Raw genomic sequence first — 15484 nt, 5'->3', positions numbered from 1 at the left:
CGATGATAACCTACCTTTCCAAAAAGTATTGGCGAAGCTTTGCAAAAAAGTGAAACGGACGTTTCGTTTGCTCCTCGTGTTCCCCGTTCGCTAAGTAGCGATCAGTCATTCGCATAAGCGCCTTGCTTGCTTTTGCACTCGGATCAAATAAAAGGAAAGGCGTTTGACGAATGACAGCGTTACTTACCGTTCGGTCTTCAGGTACATATCCTAATGCGTGTAATTCTTTTCCTAAAAAACGTTTTGCCACTTGTTTTAAACGCTGGAGTGTCTCTACTCCTTCTTTATCCGAACGTGCACGATTGACTAACACATAAATCGGGAGTTGCGGATCTGCTAAGTGAATGTATTTCATCGTTGCATATGCATCTGTCAAAGCGGTCGGTTCCGGAGTTGTTACGATAAAAATATCATCAACCGCTTTGAGCAGCTGCAGACGATCTTCGGACATCCCTGCTCCCATATCGAAAATAAGATAATCGTATTGCTCGGAAACGAGTTGCAATTGTTCAATAAAATACTCGACTTTTTGTTCGTCCATATGAAAAATTTCTGTGAACCCTGTTCCGCCAGCAATAAACGATAACTGTTCAGGTCCTGTCTTTATAGTATCATGAATGGTAACGTTTGGACGAAAAATATCGATCATTGTATAAGATGACGATTGTCCAAGTAAAATATCGATATTCCCCATACCAATATCCATATCAAACAGCAATACATGTTTTTCGCGTTGGCGTAACGCCAATGAAAAGTTTAACGAAACGTTCGATTTTCCAACTCCGCCTTTGCCGCTTAATACAGCAATCGTTTTCGTTTCTGTTCCGTGCTGCATTTTTTTCACGCGTAAACGTAAGCTTTCCGCTTGATCTCTCATCATCGTAGCTCGACCCCGGTAACCATATTTGCAACAAGCTGTGGAGTGGCTTCAACAATATCATCGGGCACGTTTTGTCCGTGCGTCATGTACGCTGCGCCGATACGGCATTGAATCATCATATTTAACATCGCACCATGTCGGCTTGTTTCATCTACTTTCGTAAAAATAAATTTATGAATCGGAATGAGTGAAAACTGTGTATAAATGTCTTTCATATCTCTCCATTTTGCTGTGAGTGATAACACAAGAAACGTTTCCATTTCCTCATTAAAGTCGATCATTTCTTTTAAATCATTTACATATTGAGCGTTGCGAAAATTTCGTCCTGCCGTATCAATAAATACAATGTCATACGATGCTAGCTTCTCTTTCGCTTTACGAAAATCGTCGAGATTGTAACATACTTCAAGAGGAACGTTTAAAATTTTTGCGTATGTTTTCAACTGATCAATGGCGGCAATGCGATACGTATCTGTCGTAATAAATGCAACTTTTTTCCGATGTTTAATGACGCAATCAGCGGCCATTTTCGCAAGCGTCGTCGTTTTGCCAACCCCCGTTGGTCCAACAACGTTAATAAATTTTTTTTGAAACGAAATTCCCCCAAACGAAAGCGAAGATAATGCACGAACGATTTCTTCATGAAGCCATTGCTTCACCTCGTCATATGTGGCATTTTTTTCCGACGTATACCAACGCTGCAACAACGTGGACATAAGCATCGCTCGCACATCGTCGCTTATTTCTTGGTCGATTAAATGCGCATCGATTGCTTTTAATGGAGTAGGATAATGCTCAACTCCTCCTCCTTGCGATAATTGACGAATCGTTGCTTTTAATTCATGGATTTCCTTTAATAACTGTTCATCACGCATCGATTCTGTGCGCTCTTTTCGTTTTTCTTTTATTTTTTGAACGGGCGGAGTGGCTGGTTTTGGATCAACAGCAGCAATCACTTCAATATTTTTTCTGGAAAATAACCCAAGAAAACCTTTTTTTTGCACAACTTTCGAATTTAAAATGACGGCGTCGTTGCCAAGTTCCGCTCGAATCATTTTCATCGCTTCTGGCATAGACGAAGCGACAAACTTTTTTACTTTCATTCCACATTCACCACCCCAACACTTTGAACTTCCACATTTGCTTCAAGTTCATTATACGACAATACTGGAACGTGACGGAAATATCGTTCAGTCAATTGTCTCACATACATGCGCACAGCCGGTGAACAAAGTAAAATTGGCGTTTGATCTTGAAACGGAAATTGTTCAATTTGCATCGCAATCGCTTCAACGATCGCTTGCGAGACGACCGGATCAAGCGCTAAATAATTGCCATGTTCCGTTTGTTGCACACCTTCGGCAATCATTTTCTCTACTTTTCCTGATAATGTAATTACCCGTAATGGCTGTCCTTCAACAACGTATTGGCTCGTAATTTGACGGGCGAGCGCTTGACGAACATATTCTGTTAAAAGATCTGGATCTGTCGTCATTCGACCGAAATCCGCAAGCGTTTCAAAAATAACCGGCAAATTGCGAATCGATACTTTTTCACGTAATAAGTTCGCAAGCACTTTTTGAATATCGCCAACGGATAACGGATTTGGCGTCACTTCTTCCACTAAAATCGGATACGACTCTTTCACATGGTCAATTAACTGTTTCGTTTCTTGACGACCGAGCAATTCATGTGCGTGCGCCTTCAACAGCTCAGTAATATGCGTAGATACGACAGATGGTGGATCAACGACCGTATAGCCAAACATTTCTGCTCGTTCTTTCATTTCTTCAGAAATCCATTTCGCTGGTAATCCGAACGCTGGTTCTACTGTATCAATTCCCTCAATGGCATCGTCATCAATGCCAGGGCTCATCGCTAAATAATGATCAAGTAACAACTCGCCACGCGCCACTTCATTGCCTTTAATTTTTAATCGGTACTCATTTGGCTGCAGCTGAATGTTATCGCGAATGCGGACAACCGGAATAACGATGCCGAGCTCTAAAGCGAGTTGTCGACGAATCATGACGATGCGGTCTAATAAATCTCCACCTTGATTCGCATCAGCAAGCGGTATTAATCCGTACCCAAATTCAAACTCAATCGGATCAACGCTAAGCAAACTGACAACACTTTCTGGACTTTTCATTTGATCCATTTCGATTTCTTCTTCAGTCTCTTCTGTTGTTGCTTCAGGAGCATCGGCTTGTTTTGTAAATTGGTATGCCCCCAAAGCGAGCAACGAAGCGATCGGAATTGTTAACAAATCATTAATTGGGGTAAATAGCCCAAGTAAAAAAATCGTCCCTGCTGTCACGTATAACATTTTTGGGTACGCAAACAATTGCCGCATAATATCGGCGCCTAAGTTGTCATCCGAAGCGGCGCGCGTAACGACAATTCCTGTTGCAGTTGAAATTAATAACGCTGGAATTTGGCTAACGATCCCATCCCCTACTGTTAGCAACGTATATCGTCTCGCTGCTTCGCCAATATCCATGCCTTGCTGTACCATGCCAATGACGATACCAAATAACATATTGATTAATACGATGATAATTCCCGCGATCGCATCACCTTTCACGAATTTACTTGCTCCGTCCATTGCACCGTAAAAATCCGCTTCTTGCGCGATTTTTTCACGTCGTTCTCTCGCTTGTTGTTCGGAAATGATGCCAGCATTTAAATCGGCATCGATGCTCATTTGTTTTCCTGGCATCGCATCAAGCGTAAAACGTGCAGCCACCTCTGATACGCGCTCTGCCCCTTTTGTGATAACAACGAATTGGATAATAATTAAAATTAAAAACACAACGAAACCGACAACAACATTACCACCAATGACAAACGTTCCGAACGTTTCAACAACCCCTCCTGCTTCTCCTTTACTTAAAATTGAGCGAGTCGTTGAAACGTTTAAACCGAGACGGAATAAGGTAAGCAAAAGGAGGAGCGAAGGGAAGATCGAAAATTGGAGCGGTTCGCGCATATTCATCGATGTTAAGAGAACGAGCAACGCAAGAGAAATGTTCATAATAATGAGGACACTAAGCAACCATGATGGTAGAGGAATGATGAGCATCGCTACAATTAATACAACCATAATTAATACAGATAAGTCCCTTGCCGACATAAACGTTCTCTCCTGTTCGCATACATAAAATTAAAGTTTATTTTTCGTTTTGTAAACGTACGCTAAAATTTCTGCTACTGCTTTGAAAAAAGCTTCTGGAATGACCATCCCGACATCTGTTTGATCGTATAACGCACGTGCAAGCGGCCGATTTTCAACGATCATGACGTCATTTTTTTTCGCAATATCTTTTATTTTTTGCGCCATATAATCTGCTCCTTTCGCGACAACGATCGGAGCGTCTGCTTGCTGTTCATCGTACTTTAACGCCACAGCAAAATGCGTCGGGTTTGTAATGACGACATCTGCTTTCGGCACTTCTTGCATCATGCGGCGCATCGCCATTTCTCGTTGCTTTTGCTTAATGCGTGATTTAATTAACGGGTCTCCTTCTGTCTTTTTGTATTCGTCTTTAATATCTTGTTTTGACATACGAATATTTTTTTCAAAATCATACCGTTGATACAAATAATCGAACAGCGAAAGAAATAGTAAAGCGACAGAAGCAACAAGCCCCATTTGAATCGTTAAACGTCCAAGCGTCGCGGCAATTGCCCCAATCGATTTATGCGATAACGATAAAATATCATCGATGTGCATCCATAAAATAGAAAATGTGACAACACCAACAAACAATACTTTTAAAATCGATTTGAGCAATTCTACAAGGGCGCGGAGCGAAAAGATGCGCTTAAACCCTTGAATCGGGTCAAGTTTACTTAACTTCATTTGCAGCGGTTCCGTTGTGAATAAAAAACCGACTTGCACAAAATTAGCAAATAACGCCGCCGCAATTGCCGCTAAAAAAATAGGTCCAACGAGCAATGCAAGTTGCTGTAGGAGATCAACGAAAATGAGCTGTACAGAATCGATCGTCACATCCATAAAAAAATAATGTTGAAACGACTGGCGAAATAGCCGAGTAATTGCATCTCCCCACATACCGGAAGAAAAAGAGAGGACGAGAAAAACGATAAGCATTAAAAAGGCAGCTGTCACATCTGCACTTTTTGCTACTTGTCCCTTTTTACGAACTTCTTGCCGTTTTCTTGGCGTCGCTTTTTCTGTTTTTTCTCCTGCAAAAAACTGCAGATCGACCGACAACCAGCTCACGCTACGCCCCTCCTAACAATTTCATCATGCCGCGCATCGATATAAAAGCGAATTCAAACAATTGCTTTGTGACGGCAAACATACTTGAAAATACGATGACAAACAGCACAAAACTAACGATAATTTTTACGGGAAGACCGATCACAAAAATGTTCATTTGTGGGACAGTTCGCGCGACAATACCAAGTGCTACATCGACTAAAAACAAACATCCAACAATCGGAATAGCCATTTGTAAAGCAATGACGAACATCGCTTGAAATAAACGAACAACTTGTTCTGCGATTTGTTCATTTCCAAACGAAACGAGATGATCGAGCGGAATGAATTGATAGCTATAAAAAATACCGTCTAACAACATATGATGTCCATTGACGGCGAGTAAAAAAAACAAAGCGATCGTGTATAAATATTGTCCCATTAATGGGCTTTGGGCACCTGTTTGCGGATCGATGACGTTTGCAATCGCAAACCCCATTTGAAAATCGATGAATCCGCCCGCAATTTGAATAGCCGACATAATGATAAATGCAACAAGCCCAATCAATAACCCGACAAGCACTTCTTTAATTAACAACATCATATACGTCCCGTCAATATCCAATGGCTTTGGATCAAGCGAAAAAAACATGAGCCAACTAATAAAAAAGGCAAAACCGATTTTATGAACGTTTGGCACGTTTCGATATGAGAAAAGCGGCATCGTCACAAAGAATGAAGCGACGCGCGCAAAAATAAGTAAAAAAGTTGGTACATACGTGTATAGCTCCATACGCTTCATCCTACAAATTTACTTAAGTTGCTAAAAATATTGTATGCATATGACACCATGCGCGAAAGCATCCACGGTCCGAAAAACACAAGACCGAGTAACACGGCAACAATTTTAGGAACAAACGCTAACGTTTGTTCTTGAATTTGCGTCGTCGCTTGCAAAATGCTAATCAATAGTCCGACCGCAAGCGCAAGCAACATGAGCGGTCCGCATACGACAAGCACCATGTACACACCGTGTTCCGCAACTTGAATGACAAAATCGGGACTCATTTTTCCCACCTACTTTAAAAGCTTTCTAATAATGATTTCACAACTAAATACCAACCATCCACAAGAACAAACAGTAAAATTTTAAACGGTAACGAAATCATGACCGGCGGTAACATCATCATTCCCATCGACATTAATACGCTTGCCACAATCATATCAATAACTAAAAACGGAATGAATAGCATGAAACCGATTTGAAACGCTGTTTTTAATTCGCTAATCGCAAAAGCAGGGACGAGCGCTGACATCGGAATATCTTGTACTGTTTTTGGCTGTTCAGCCCCTGCGTAGCTTAAAAATAAAGCTAAATCTTTTTGTCGCGTATGTTTGCTCATGAACTCTTTTAATGGTGCTTCGGCTCGTTCATATGCTTGCTCTAAATTAATTTTTTCATCAAACAGCGGCTGCAAGGCATCACGATTAATTTGTTGAAATGTCGGTGCCATAATAAAAAATGTTAAAAATAAAGATAGCCCGATAATGACTTGGTTCGGCGGCATTTGTTGCGTGCCGAGCGCTGTTCTGACAAACGATAAGACGATCACGATGCGCGTAAACGACGTCACCATAATTAAAATGCCTGGCGCAATCGATAAGACCGTCAGCAACAATAACAGCTTCACAGATGTCGCTACGTTTTCGGGCGCGCTATTATTAAAAAACTGCATCACTTCATTCATGTGAATCCCTTTCTTTTTCCAGCGCTCTCATCGCTTGTTTTCGCTTCTCAACCAACTGTTGTAACTCTCGATCGAACAATTGGCGAAAACGAGGCTCGTTCGTTTTTTGCTGTAAAAGCGATTGCAATGATTTCCATACGTTTGTATCAAGCAATGAATCGAGGCGCGCTTCATGTTGCTTAAGCAACTCCTCAATTTCTTGCTCATCCGTAATTTCTTTTAATAAGTGAATCGATTCACCTACACCAACAACTAACACACGCCGACCGACTTTCACAATTTGAATCGTTCGGTTTGTACCTAAACTTGTCCCACCTAAATGTTGAATGAGCCCTTTTCGCTCATAAAATCGGTTTTGTTTATTTAACCATTTTAAAAGCGCATATAACAAAAATATAACAAAAGCAGTTGCACCAATCAGTTTAACGAAATCCCAAACGGTAATCGGAGTCGATTCCGAAACTGTTGCCGTTTGAGTTGCCTCATTTGTTTGTTGTTCTTTACACTTTTCTGGATGTTCTACACATTCTTTTACGCTGTTCGCTTGTTCTGCAAAAGCAGGGGAAACTGCTTGCAGAACAACGAACGCGCACAACATGATGATGCGAATATAGCGCAATGAATTCCACCTCTAACCGAGCGTTTTATTAATCGCTTCAATGACGCGATCTGCTTGGAACGGTTTGACAATAAAATCTTTTGCTCCTGCTTGAATCGCATCAATAACCATCGCTTGTTGCCCCATGGCTGAACACATAATGACTTTGGCGTTGCTGTCAATTTTTTTAATTTCTTTCAGCGCCGTAATGCCATCCATCTCTGGCATCGTAATGTCCATTGTGACTAAGTCTGGGCGAAACTCTTTATATTTTTCGACCGCTTGCGCCCCATCAGCTGCTTCCGCGACGACTTCGTGCCCATTTTTCGTTAAAATATCTTTAATCATCATTCTCATAAATGCTGCATCATCAACAATTAAAATTCTCGCCATTCCCCAAAAACCTCCCGAATTATCGTAATTTGTTTAACCGATCGCTTTGGCTAATAATGCTCGTCACACGCACGCCGAAATTTTCATCGATGACGACAACTTCACCTTTCGCGATCAATTTGTTATTAACTAAAATGTCAACCGGTTCACCAGCCAGCTTATCAAGTTCAATGATGGAGCCTGATGATAAACTTAAAATATCTTGCACAGAGCGCTTCGTTCGCCCGAGTTCCACCGTCACTTGCAACGGAATATCAAGCAACATATCAAGATTGCGTGATTCCGCTTCTGGCAATGGCGCTGGTTCAAAACTTGCAAAAGCAACAGGCTGGACGTTGACAGGCTGCTGCACGGCTCCTGTCCCAAAATGTTGAGGAGCTTCTTTTTGCGTTTGTTGAGCCGATGAAGGCGCTAGTTTCGTCTGTGCGGATGGCGCGGTTTGATGTGGCTCGTTCGTATTTATTGTAGCTGATGTTTCGGTCTTTGTACTAGACGGATTCAATAAATTTTCGACTAATTCTTTCGCAAAATGAATTGGCAACAGTTGCATAATATTCGAATCAATTAAATTGCCTACTTTTAAACGGAACGATACTTTAACAAGCACGTCGTCCGGCGGTAAATATTCAAATCCTTCGCCTTCCGATAAATCAAGTAAGTGTAAACTTGGTGGCGAAATATCAACTTTTTTGCTAAAGATCGTCGACATCGACGTCGCAGCCGAACCCATCATTTGGTTCATCGCTTCTTGTACAGCACTCAATTGAATTTCGTCCATAAAATCGGGTGGATTTGTGCCATCTCCCCCCATCATTAAATCTGCGATAATCGCAGCGTCAGATTGTTTAATGACAAGTAAATTTGTTCCTAAAAATCCTTCGGTATAGCTGACCTGAATCGCAACGTACGGATGCGGAAACTCTTCTGCTACGCGCGCACGTTCGATGAGTGAAACGCTCGGCGTTGTAATTTCAACTTTTTGATTTAATAGCATCGATAACGCTGTCGCTGAACTACCAAACGAAATATTTCCAATTTCACCAAGCGCATCTTGCTCGATTGGTGTTAATACTTCATCGATCGACATTGTGCTAGACGGCATCGGGTCTTCGTCAATTCCTCGCAACAACGCATCAATCTCATCTTGAGATAACATATCGTCACTCATCATCGCCGTCTTCCCCCTTTATCACATCTAAAATTTGTATAGCTAATCGTTTATTCATTTTTCCTGGCTGCCCGATAAATTTCGGCACATCTCCTACTTTAATCACGAGTGGATCACGTACCGTTTGATCGAGTTGAATGACATCACCAACAGAGAGTTGCAAAAATTCTTGAATGGAGATCGTCGATGTACCGAGCTCTGCGATCATTGGCACTTTCGTTTGCTTTAATCGCTTTTGCAACGTCGCAACTTCTTCAGGTTCACGAGCCTTTTTTTGCGTTTGCATCCAATAATGAACAGATAATTTCGGAATGATTGGTTCTAACACAACGTGCGGAATACAAATGTTAATCATTCCGCTCGTATCACCGATTTGTGTATTTAACGAAATAACGACAACCGTTTCATTTGGTGATACCATTTGTAAAAATTGTGGATTGACTTCGAAATCTGTCAGCATCGGGTCAATATCTACGACGGACTCCCACGCTTCTCGCAAATTGCTAAACGCTTTTTCAAACAAATTCGACATAATTTTTGTTTCAATTTCGGTTAAATTTTCAATTTTATTTAAGCTGACACCTCTGCCTCCCAATACGCGGTCAAGCATAGCATAGGCGATGTTTGGGTTGACTTCTAACAGGACGCGTCCATCCAACGGAGGAACTTCAAACACCGTTAAAATCGTCATTTTTGGAATAGAGCGAATAAATTCTTCGTATGGCAACTGATCGGCCGATGCGACAGAAATTTGCACATACGTACGCAGTTGTGCGGAAAAAAACGTCGTCAATAGCCGAGCAAAGTTTTCATGTATGCGTGTTAAACTGCGAATTTGGTCTTTTGAAAACCGCAACGCCCGTTTAAAGTCGTACACTTTCACTTTTTTCTCTGCTTCTTCTTTTTTCAGCTCATCCGCGTCCATCTCTCCAGCAGATAACGCTGCCAGCAAGGCATCAATTTCACTTTGTGATAAAACTTCTCCTGACACTGTTCTCACCTCCTACTCCTATTCATTTTATTTACTGGAGAATAAAGGAGGTTATATAAATTTTCTCAACTTTTCCTTCTTGCATAAGCTCATTGATGCGTTCACGCAATTTTTTCTCTAGGAGCAGTTTTCCTTGTTTTCCTTTAAACTGTTCCGCCGTCATTTCAGATAGTTCTTCAATGATGATATTTTTAATTTGAAAATCACGTTTTTCTGCTTCTTCTTTTGCCTTTTCGCTATCTGTTTGAATTTTAAACGCGATTTTAATAAAGCTTCCATCCATTAGGTTGGTCATGATTTCAGGTACATCAAATGAACTGGCGACGATTTCATCAACCGTCGGTTCTTTTGGCTCATTATTGCCCATAAATTTCATGACAACAACAAGGGCAACGACGCTAACAAGCGTAATCACTCCCATAATAATTAGCATCATTTTTAACATTTTATTGTCTTTCAACGTCGGATCCCTCCGCCTCTCTCCTTAATCCGAGCACAGAAATGTTACGATAAAACGTTTCTACTAATGACACAACATCTTCTACAGACTCCCGCACGACAAACTTTTTGCCATTCGTTAACGTAATGGTCGTGTCTGGAAACGCTTCAACTTGTTCTATGTATATCGCGTTTAGTGTGAATTGTTTTCCATTTAACCGCGTTAATGTAATCATATGTATGCGGGCACTAGACAGAGCCTAGTGCCCTCCCCTCCCTTATTATTTCTTTAAGTTAACTAATTCTTGTAAAATCTCGTCCGATGTTGTAATAATGCGCGTGTTTGCTTGGAATCCGCGTTGCGCAACGATCATTTCGGTAAACTCTTCGGATAAGTCTACGTTCGACATTTCGAGCGCACCAGAAATAATTTCACCGGCACCGTTTAAACCTGGGCGCGACAACTCATTAATCGTCAAGCCGTCTGCATTGCGGTCAAGTTTACCAGAGTTGTTCGTTTCTTTAAACGTATTCCCCCCCATTTTCTCTAAACCTGTTGGGTTTGGAAATTGCGCTAATAAAATTTGACCTGCAATTTTTAATTGTCCATTGCTATCGATGAACGTTACTTTTCCATCCGCTGTAATCCCGAAGCTTTTCGCTGTTTTTGGAATTTGAATGAGACCCGGTTCAAAGCTTGTGACATTTCCGTATTTCGGCTCGCTGTAGTCTTGCAACACTTGTTGAACACTTTCAACAAAACCGCTAATTCCTTCTAAATATGGTCCCATCATTTTTTCTGCTTCTGCTAATGTATCCGGCCAGTCCGCCTCGTTTGCTGGAAGCAGAGGAACAGGGTTAATGCTAGCTTTAGGAGATACACGGTCATTAAAATATGTCCCAGCTGCTGCCAACGTTGTATCGTTCGGATCCGTCTTCCCTGTTATTTTCTCGTTTAAGGTGCTTAATTCATTGTTAAAGTTGTTAATAAAAGTAATAAAATCCGTTTGTGTCGTCGGATTGTTATCAGGATCTTTCGTGAACTCTTCTTTCCATTTTTTTATAAAGTTTACAAGACCGTTTGCACTATTAAGAAATGTTTCTAAATCACGTCTTGCTTGAGCTACATGCGGCGCATTCGTAATGACTGTATCCACATCTTTAATCGCTGCCTCACCAATTAAATATTGTCCGTCTGAGTTTACAATATAGCCGTACTCATCCAAATAAAAGTTCCCTGCACGTGTAAAGCTTAAATTAAAGACGCGGTCAATAGGCACTCCTGTATTCACTCTATTCGTTCCGAGTTTTCCAGCTGGTCCATCCATGCTAATTAATGTGACGTCGTTAATCGAACCAACAACGAAAAAGCCGTCGCCACCGATCGCCAAATCGAGCGGACGTGCCGTCGTTTGCGTCGATCCTTGCGTATGAATCGTTTCGATCGAACCAAGTCCACTTCCTAAACCAATTTGTTTTCCGTTAATTCCTCCGCGCGTCCCTGTCGATGATGTCGCCGCGGAAATTTGTTGGGAAACGAGATCTTTAAACGTCACACGCGCTTTTTTGTAGCCGTACGTATTGACGTTAGAAATATTGTTACCAATGACGTCTAATTTATATTGGAAGTTGCGAATACCACCAATGCCAGTAAACATTGAACGTAACATATAATCCTCTCCTTTTTCTTATTTGAGCGGCTTCCGTCATTCCGCACGCTCAAAGGCTTCCTGTAACGGTCCAGCCTTATATAATGATGGCGCCATTAATATTTGTAAATAGTTGCGTTTGTGCTTCTTCGCGATTCATCGCGGTAATGACCGTTTCATTCACAGCGCTCACAATTAATGCAGCTTCATTTGTAATGACGAGTGAATCGCGCACCCCTTTTTGTTTTGCCTCTACAATTTTTTGCCCAATCATCGCCCACTGTTCGTCGTTAATGTGAATATTTCGCTCTTGCAAACGTTGTTGTGCATGTTTGCTTATTTTTAGCCCTTTTCCTGCTTCAATAAGCGCATCGCGAAACGATTGTCGCTCTGACTTTGATGAAGCAGCGACTTGCTTTTTCGGCGGAATGAGCGGGGCATGCGGAAAGAACTGTATTCGATCCATTTCTTCACCTCCTTTATTGCGACACTTTTGTGACGCGAGAGGCTAACACCGTTTCTCCTTGTTCAAGCTCTAACCATATGTCTGTTCCTTTTTGGACGACAGCTCTCACTACACCGCTTTGTTCATCCCATGTTACCGTCTTGCCGATCCATTCACTATATTGAGCAAGCGACGGTGTAGATTGTTGTTGGATAAGCTTTTGCAATGCATCTAATGTGCCTGTAAGTTTTTCCGATGTACCCGTTTGTGTCTCAATAAACTTGCTCATCATATTTGACATATTGACCATTTGCTCAAGTGATGAAAAGTTTGCCATTTGTGAAATAAATTCACGGTCTTCCATCGGATTTAACGGATCTTGATGTTGCAATTGGGCAATTAAAATTTTTAAAAAATCGTCTTTCCCTAACGAGCTTTTCCCTGTTTCACGCTGCGCGACTTGGCGTTGCGATAAAAGCAAACTTGGATCGATCGCAGTCATATGATCACCTCTATTCAAAGTCAAACCACTCTTTTAACCACTCATCAAACGATTGATCACGCTCATTCTTCTCTTCTCTCTGTTGCTCTTGTTGTTGCTGTTGCTGCTTTTGTTGCTGGAATGAATGATCGCGAAATTTCGCTTCATTAAATACATCAAATTGCTCGACCGTAACCCGATCCGCAATGTGCGAAAGCTGATGAATGTGCTGTTCCACTAACTGTTTTGCCGCTTCCGTAGACGTAATCATTTTTGCCGTTAGCTTCCCTTTTTGCTGAATGAGTTTAATCGTGACATACCCTAAATGCTCAGGATGCAACCGAATAAGTAATTGTGCATTTCCGTTTCTCCATTGTGTAAATTGACTCGCGCGAACGATTCGCTCCATTTGCGACGCAAGCGGAGTTTCGCTTGTCGTATCGACCGTTTGCACATCTATCAGTACATTTTTTTCAGCCGACTGCTGTACTGCATGTAGCACGCTTGGCATCCGAACGATTCGCTCCATTTGCGATGCAAGCGGAGTTTCGCTTGTCGTATCGACCGTTTGCACATCTATCAGTACATTTTTTTCAGCCGACTGCTGTACTGCATGTAGCACGCTTGGCATCCGAACGATTCGCTCCATTTGCGATGCAAGCGGAGTTTCGCTTGTCGTATCGACCGTTTGCACATCTATCAGTACATTTTTTTCAGCCGACTGCTGTACTGCATGTAGCACGCTTGGCATCCGAACGATTCGCTCCATTTGCGATGCAAGCGGAGTTTCGCTTGTCGTATCGACCGTTTGCACATCTATCAGTACATTTTTTTCAGCCGACTGCTGTACTGCATGTAGCACGCTTGGCATCCGAACGATTCGCTCCATTTGCGATGCAAGCGGAGTTTCGCTTGTCGTATCGACCATTTGCACATCTATCAGTACATTTTTTTCAGCCGACTGCTGTACTGCATGTAGCACGCTTGGCATCCGAACGATTCGCTCCATTTGCGATGCAAGCGGAGTTTCGCTTGTCGTATCGACCATTTGCACATCTATCAGTACATTTTTTTCAGCCGACTGCTGTACTGCATGTAGCACGCTTGGCATCCGAACGATTCGCTCCATTTGCGATGCAAGCGGAGTTTCGCTTGTCGTATCGACCATTTGCACATCTATCAGTACATTTTTTTCAGCCGACTGCTGTACTGCATGTAGCACGCTTGGCATCCGAACGATTCGCTCCATTTGCGATGCAAGCGGAGTTTCGCTTGTCGTATCGACCATTTGCACATCTATCAGTACATTTTTTTCAGCCGACTGCTGTACTGCATGTAGCACGCTTGGCATCCGAACGATTCGCTCCATTTGCGATGCAAGCGGAGTTTCGCTTGTCGTATCGACCATTTGCACATCTATCAGTACATTTTTTTCAGCCGACTGCTGTACTGCATGTAGCACGCTTGGCATCCGAACGATTCGCTCCATTTGCGATGCAAGCGGAGTTTCGCTTGTCGTATCGACCATTTGCACATCTATCGGCACATTTTTTTCAGCCGACTGCTGTACTGCATGTAGCACGCTTGGCATCCGAACGATTCGCTCCATTTGCGATGCAAGCGGAGTTTCGCTTGTCGTATCGACCATTTGCACATCTATCGGCACATTTTTTTCAGCCGACTGCTGTACTGCATGTAGCACGCTTGGCATCCGAACGATTCGCTCCATTTGCGACGCAAGCGGAGTCTCGCTTGTTTGTGTCTCTAGCGGCATGTTTGATTGGACGGCCTGTTGAGCGTGCAACAGATCAAATGTGCGAACGATTTGTTGCATAGGAACTAACTGTTTGTGGACAGGTAGCCACGATTGTTGTTGCTGGAGCGGCCATTCAACCATTTTTTGCGCATTGTTCAACAACATAAGTTGGTTATTAACGACGTTTTGCAACATCGCCTGAATGGTGGCGGTTTGCTCACTATGTGCCCCAAATACGTGACGAAGTGTTGCGCGCACATATTCAATGATCGGCTCCGGAATCGCCCATTGCTTTTGCTCCAGTTGGAATAATGCAACGACAAGCATGAGCTCGTCTTTTTCATTGCGATCATCCGTTGGCGCAAACATCGCTTCAAGCGGTTGCTCAGATGAAAATCGTTCCGTGATATCATTTTTCATGTCTTCTGGCAAAAGGGAAAGGAACGCTTGAACGACATCGTTACATAACGTTTGTTTATCTGCATACCCGTCATGAACAGGAAGTTGCACAAACCATTGTTGCAGCTGCTCCCAATCGACAGTTCGTACCTTTTCGGATGACTGAACGGATTGCTGTAACGGTTTCGTCTCTTGGCGCAACGATTCAATAATATAAGCAAATGCGTTGTCATCGCTCGTTTTCATTTGTCCATGTTGTCCGCTAGATGACGTCATGAAGGAAATCGGTGCGATATTCATCTGCTCACCT

At 42.3% G+C, this 15484-nt stretch carries 17 protein-coding genes; all 17 read right to left on the bottom strand.

The genetic code is table 11. The annotated features are described in order from the left end of the window. Nucleotides 1-10: 10 nt before the first annotated feature. The 17 genes from ETB99_RS02110 to ETB99_RS14895 all read right to left on the bottom strand — a co-directional run bounded on the left by ETB99_RS02110 (nucleotide 11) and on the right by ETB99_RS14895 (nucleotide 15474). Nucleotides 11-880, bottom strand: coding sequence for a MinD/ParA family protein (locus ETB99_RS02110; protein WP_077429640.1), 870 nt, complete (start codon nucleotides 878-880; stop codon nucleotides 11-13). Continuing rightward, nucleotides 877-1983 carry a flagellar biosynthesis GTPase FlhF gene (flhF, locus tag ETB99_RS02105; RefSeq protein WP_012575292.1) on the bottom strand — a complete coding sequence of 369 codons (1107 nt, stop codon included), beginning with the start codon at nucleotides 1981-1983 and terminating at the stop codon, nucleotides 877-879. The genes ETB99_RS02110 and flhF overlap by 4 nt, the downstream gene beginning before the upstream one ends. Beyond that, nucleotides 1980-4016 (bottom strand): flagellar biosynthesis protein FlhA, encoded by a 2037-nt coding sequence (gene flhA, locus ETB99_RS02100; RefSeq protein WP_171699792.1) that lies wholly within the window; start codon nucleotides 4014-4016, stop codon nucleotides 1980-1982. Before flhA ends, flhF begins: the two co-directional genes overlap by 4 nt. 30 nt (nucleotides 4017-4046) lie before the next feature. Beyond that, nucleotides 4047-5129 carry a flagellar biosynthesis protein FlhB gene (flhB, locus tag ETB99_RS02095; protein ID WP_077429638.1) on the bottom strand — a complete coding sequence of 361 codons (1083 nt, stop codon included), beginning with the start codon at nucleotides 5127-5129 and terminating at the stop codon, nucleotides 4047-4049. Between the two features lies 1 nt (nucleotide 5130). Further along, nucleotides 5131-5910 (bottom strand): flagellar biosynthetic protein FliR, encoded by a 780-nt coding sequence (gene fliR / locus ETB99_RS02090; protein ID WP_004891044.1) that lies wholly within the window; start codon nucleotides 5908-5910, stop codon nucleotides 5131-5133. Then, nucleotides 5907-6176, bottom strand: coding sequence for a flagellar biosynthesis protein FliQ (gene fliQ / locus ETB99_RS02085; protein ID WP_171699791.1), 270 nt, complete (start codon nucleotides 6174-6176; stop codon nucleotides 5907-5909). The genes fliR and fliQ overlap by 4 nt, the downstream gene beginning before the upstream one ends. A 14-nt stretch (nucleotides 6177-6190) precedes the next feature. After that, nucleotides 6191-6856 carry a flagellar type III secretion system pore protein FliP gene (gene fliP, locus ETB99_RS02080; protein ID WP_006323082.1) on the bottom strand — a complete coding sequence of 222 codons (666 nt, stop codon included), beginning with the start codon at nucleotides 6854-6856 and terminating at the stop codon, nucleotides 6191-6193. Further along, entirely contained in the window at nucleotides 6849-7475 is a 627-nt protein-coding gene (gene fliZ / locus ETB99_RS02075) for a flagella biosynthesis regulatory protein FliZ (protein WP_077429636.1), read from the bottom strand. Before fliZ ends, fliP begins: the two co-directional genes overlap by 8 nt. Nucleotides 7476-7487: 12 nt before the next feature. Beyond that, complete coding sequence (gene cheY, locus ETB99_RS02070; protein WP_003394872.1) at nucleotides 7488-7847, bottom strand: chemotaxis protein CheY; 360 nt, start codon at nucleotides 7845-7847, stop codon at nucleotides 7488-7490. Between the two features lie 19 nt (nucleotides 7848-7866). Next, nucleotides 7867-9018 (bottom strand): flagellar motor switch phosphatase FliY, encoded by a 1152-nt coding sequence (gene fliY, locus ETB99_RS02065; protein ID WP_171699790.1) that lies wholly within the window; start codon nucleotides 9016-9018, stop codon nucleotides 7867-7869. Further along, nucleotides 9008-10006: a flagellar motor switch protein FliM gene (gene fliM, locus ETB99_RS02060; RefSeq protein WP_171699789.1), complete on the bottom strand. Its 999-nt coding sequence runs from the start codon at nucleotides 10004-10006 to the stop codon at nucleotides 9008-9010. The genes fliY and fliM overlap by 11 nt, the downstream gene beginning before the upstream one ends. A gap of 31 nt (nucleotides 10007-10037) precedes the next feature. Next, nucleotides 10038-10451 (bottom strand): flagellar basal body-associated protein FliL, encoded by a 414-nt coding sequence (fliL, locus tag ETB99_RS02055; protein ID WP_077429685.1) that lies wholly within the window; start codon nucleotides 10449-10451, stop codon nucleotides 10038-10040. 1 nt (nucleotide 10452) lies between these two features. Continuing rightward, nucleotides 10453-10680, bottom strand: a complete 228-nt coding sequence (locus tag ETB99_RS02050; RefSeq protein WP_171699788.1) for a flagellar FlbD family protein — start codon at nucleotides 10678-10680, stop codon at nucleotides 10453-10455. A gap of 45 nt (nucleotides 10681-10725) precedes the next feature. After that, on the bottom strand, nucleotides 10726-12114 hold the full coding sequence (locus ETB99_RS02045) for a flagellar hook-basal body complex protein (RefSeq protein WP_077429633.1): 1389 nt from the start codon (nucleotides 12112-12114) through the stop codon (nucleotides 10726-10728). Nucleotides 12115-12190: 76 nt separating this feature from the next. Further along, nucleotides 12191-12559, bottom strand: a complete 369-nt coding sequence (locus tag ETB99_RS02040) for a TIGR02530 family flagellar biosynthesis protein (protein WP_077429632.1) — start codon at nucleotides 12557-12559, stop codon at nucleotides 12191-12193. Nucleotides 12560-12572: 13 nt separating this feature from the next. Further along, entirely contained in the window at nucleotides 12573-13040 is a 468-nt protein-coding gene (gene flgD, locus ETB99_RS02035) for a flagellar hook assembly protein FlgD (protein ID WP_077429631.1), read from the bottom strand. 10 nt (nucleotides 13041-13050) lie between these two features. Next, nucleotides 13051-15474, bottom strand: coding sequence for a flagellar hook-length control protein FliK (locus ETB99_RS14895; protein WP_253263521.1), 2424 nt, complete (start codon nucleotides 15472-15474; stop codon nucleotides 13051-13053). Nucleotides 15475-15484 lie beyond the last annotated feature (10 nt).

Source organism: Anoxybacillus sp. CHMUD, from assembly GCF_013096965.1.
GTDB lineage: Bacteria > Bacillota > Bacilli > Bacillales > Anoxybacillaceae > Anoxybacillus > Anoxybacillus kestanbolensis_A.
This window is presented reverse-complemented; position numbering and strand designations above follow the sequence as displayed.

What these genes read in the sequence shown, in the direction of transcription:
- ETB99_RS02110 (WP_077429640.1), bottom strand. Translation starts at nt 880, where the DNA reads ATGATGAGAGATCAAGCGGAAAGCTTACGTTTACGCGTGAAAAAAATG.
- flhF (WP_012575292.1), bottom strand. Translation starts at nt 1,983, where the DNA reads ATGAAAGTAAAAAAGTTTGTCGCTTCGTCTATGCCAGAAGCGATGAAA.
- flhA (WP_171699792.1), bottom strand. Translation starts at nt 4,016, where the DNA reads ATGTCGGCAAGGGACTTATCTGTATTAATTATGGTTGTATTAATTGTA.
- fliR (WP_004891044.1), bottom strand. Translation starts at nt 5,910, where the DNA reads ATGAAGCGTATGGAGCTATACACGTATGTACCAACTTTTTTACTTATT.
- fliQ (WP_171699791.1), bottom strand. Translation starts at nt 6,176, where the DNA reads ATGAGTCCCGATTTTGTCATTCAAGTTGCGGAACACGGTGTGTACATG.
- fliP (WP_006323082.1), bottom strand. Translation starts at nt 6,856, where the DNA reads ATGAATGAAGTGATGCAGTTTTTTAATAATAGCGCGCCCGAAAACGTA.
- cheY (WP_003394872.1), bottom strand. Translation starts at nt 7,847, where the DNA reads ATGGCGAGAATTTTAATTGTTGATGATGCAGCATTTATGAGAATGATG.
- fliY (WP_171699790.1), bottom strand. Translation starts at nt 9,018, where the DNA reads ATGATGAGTGACGATATGTTATCTCAAGATGAGATTGATGCGTTGTTG.
- fliL (WP_077429685.1), bottom strand. Translation starts at nt 10,451, where the DNA reads ATGTTAAAAATGATGCTAATTATTATGGGAGTGATTACGCTTGTTAGC.
- ETB99_RS02050 (WP_171699788.1), bottom strand. Translation starts at nt 10,680, where the DNA reads ATGATTACATTAACGCGGTTAAATGGAAAACAATTCACACTAAACGCG.
- ETB99_RS02045 (WP_077429633.1), bottom strand. Translation starts at nt 12,114, where the DNA reads ATGTTACGTTCAATGTTTACTGGCATTGGTGGTATTCGCAACTTCCAA.
- ETB99_RS02040 (WP_077429632.1), bottom strand. Translation starts at nt 12,559, where the DNA reads ATGGATCGAATACAGTTCTTTCCGCATGCCCCGCTCATTCCGCCGAAA.
- flgD (WP_077429631.1), bottom strand. Translation starts at nt 13,040, where the DNA reads ATGACTGCGATCGATCCAAGTTTGCTTTTATCGCAACGCCAAGTCGCG.
- ETB99_RS14895 (WP_253263521.1), bottom strand. Translation starts at nt 15,474, where the DNA reads ATGAATATCGCACCGATTTCCTTCATGACGTCATCTAGCGGACAACAT.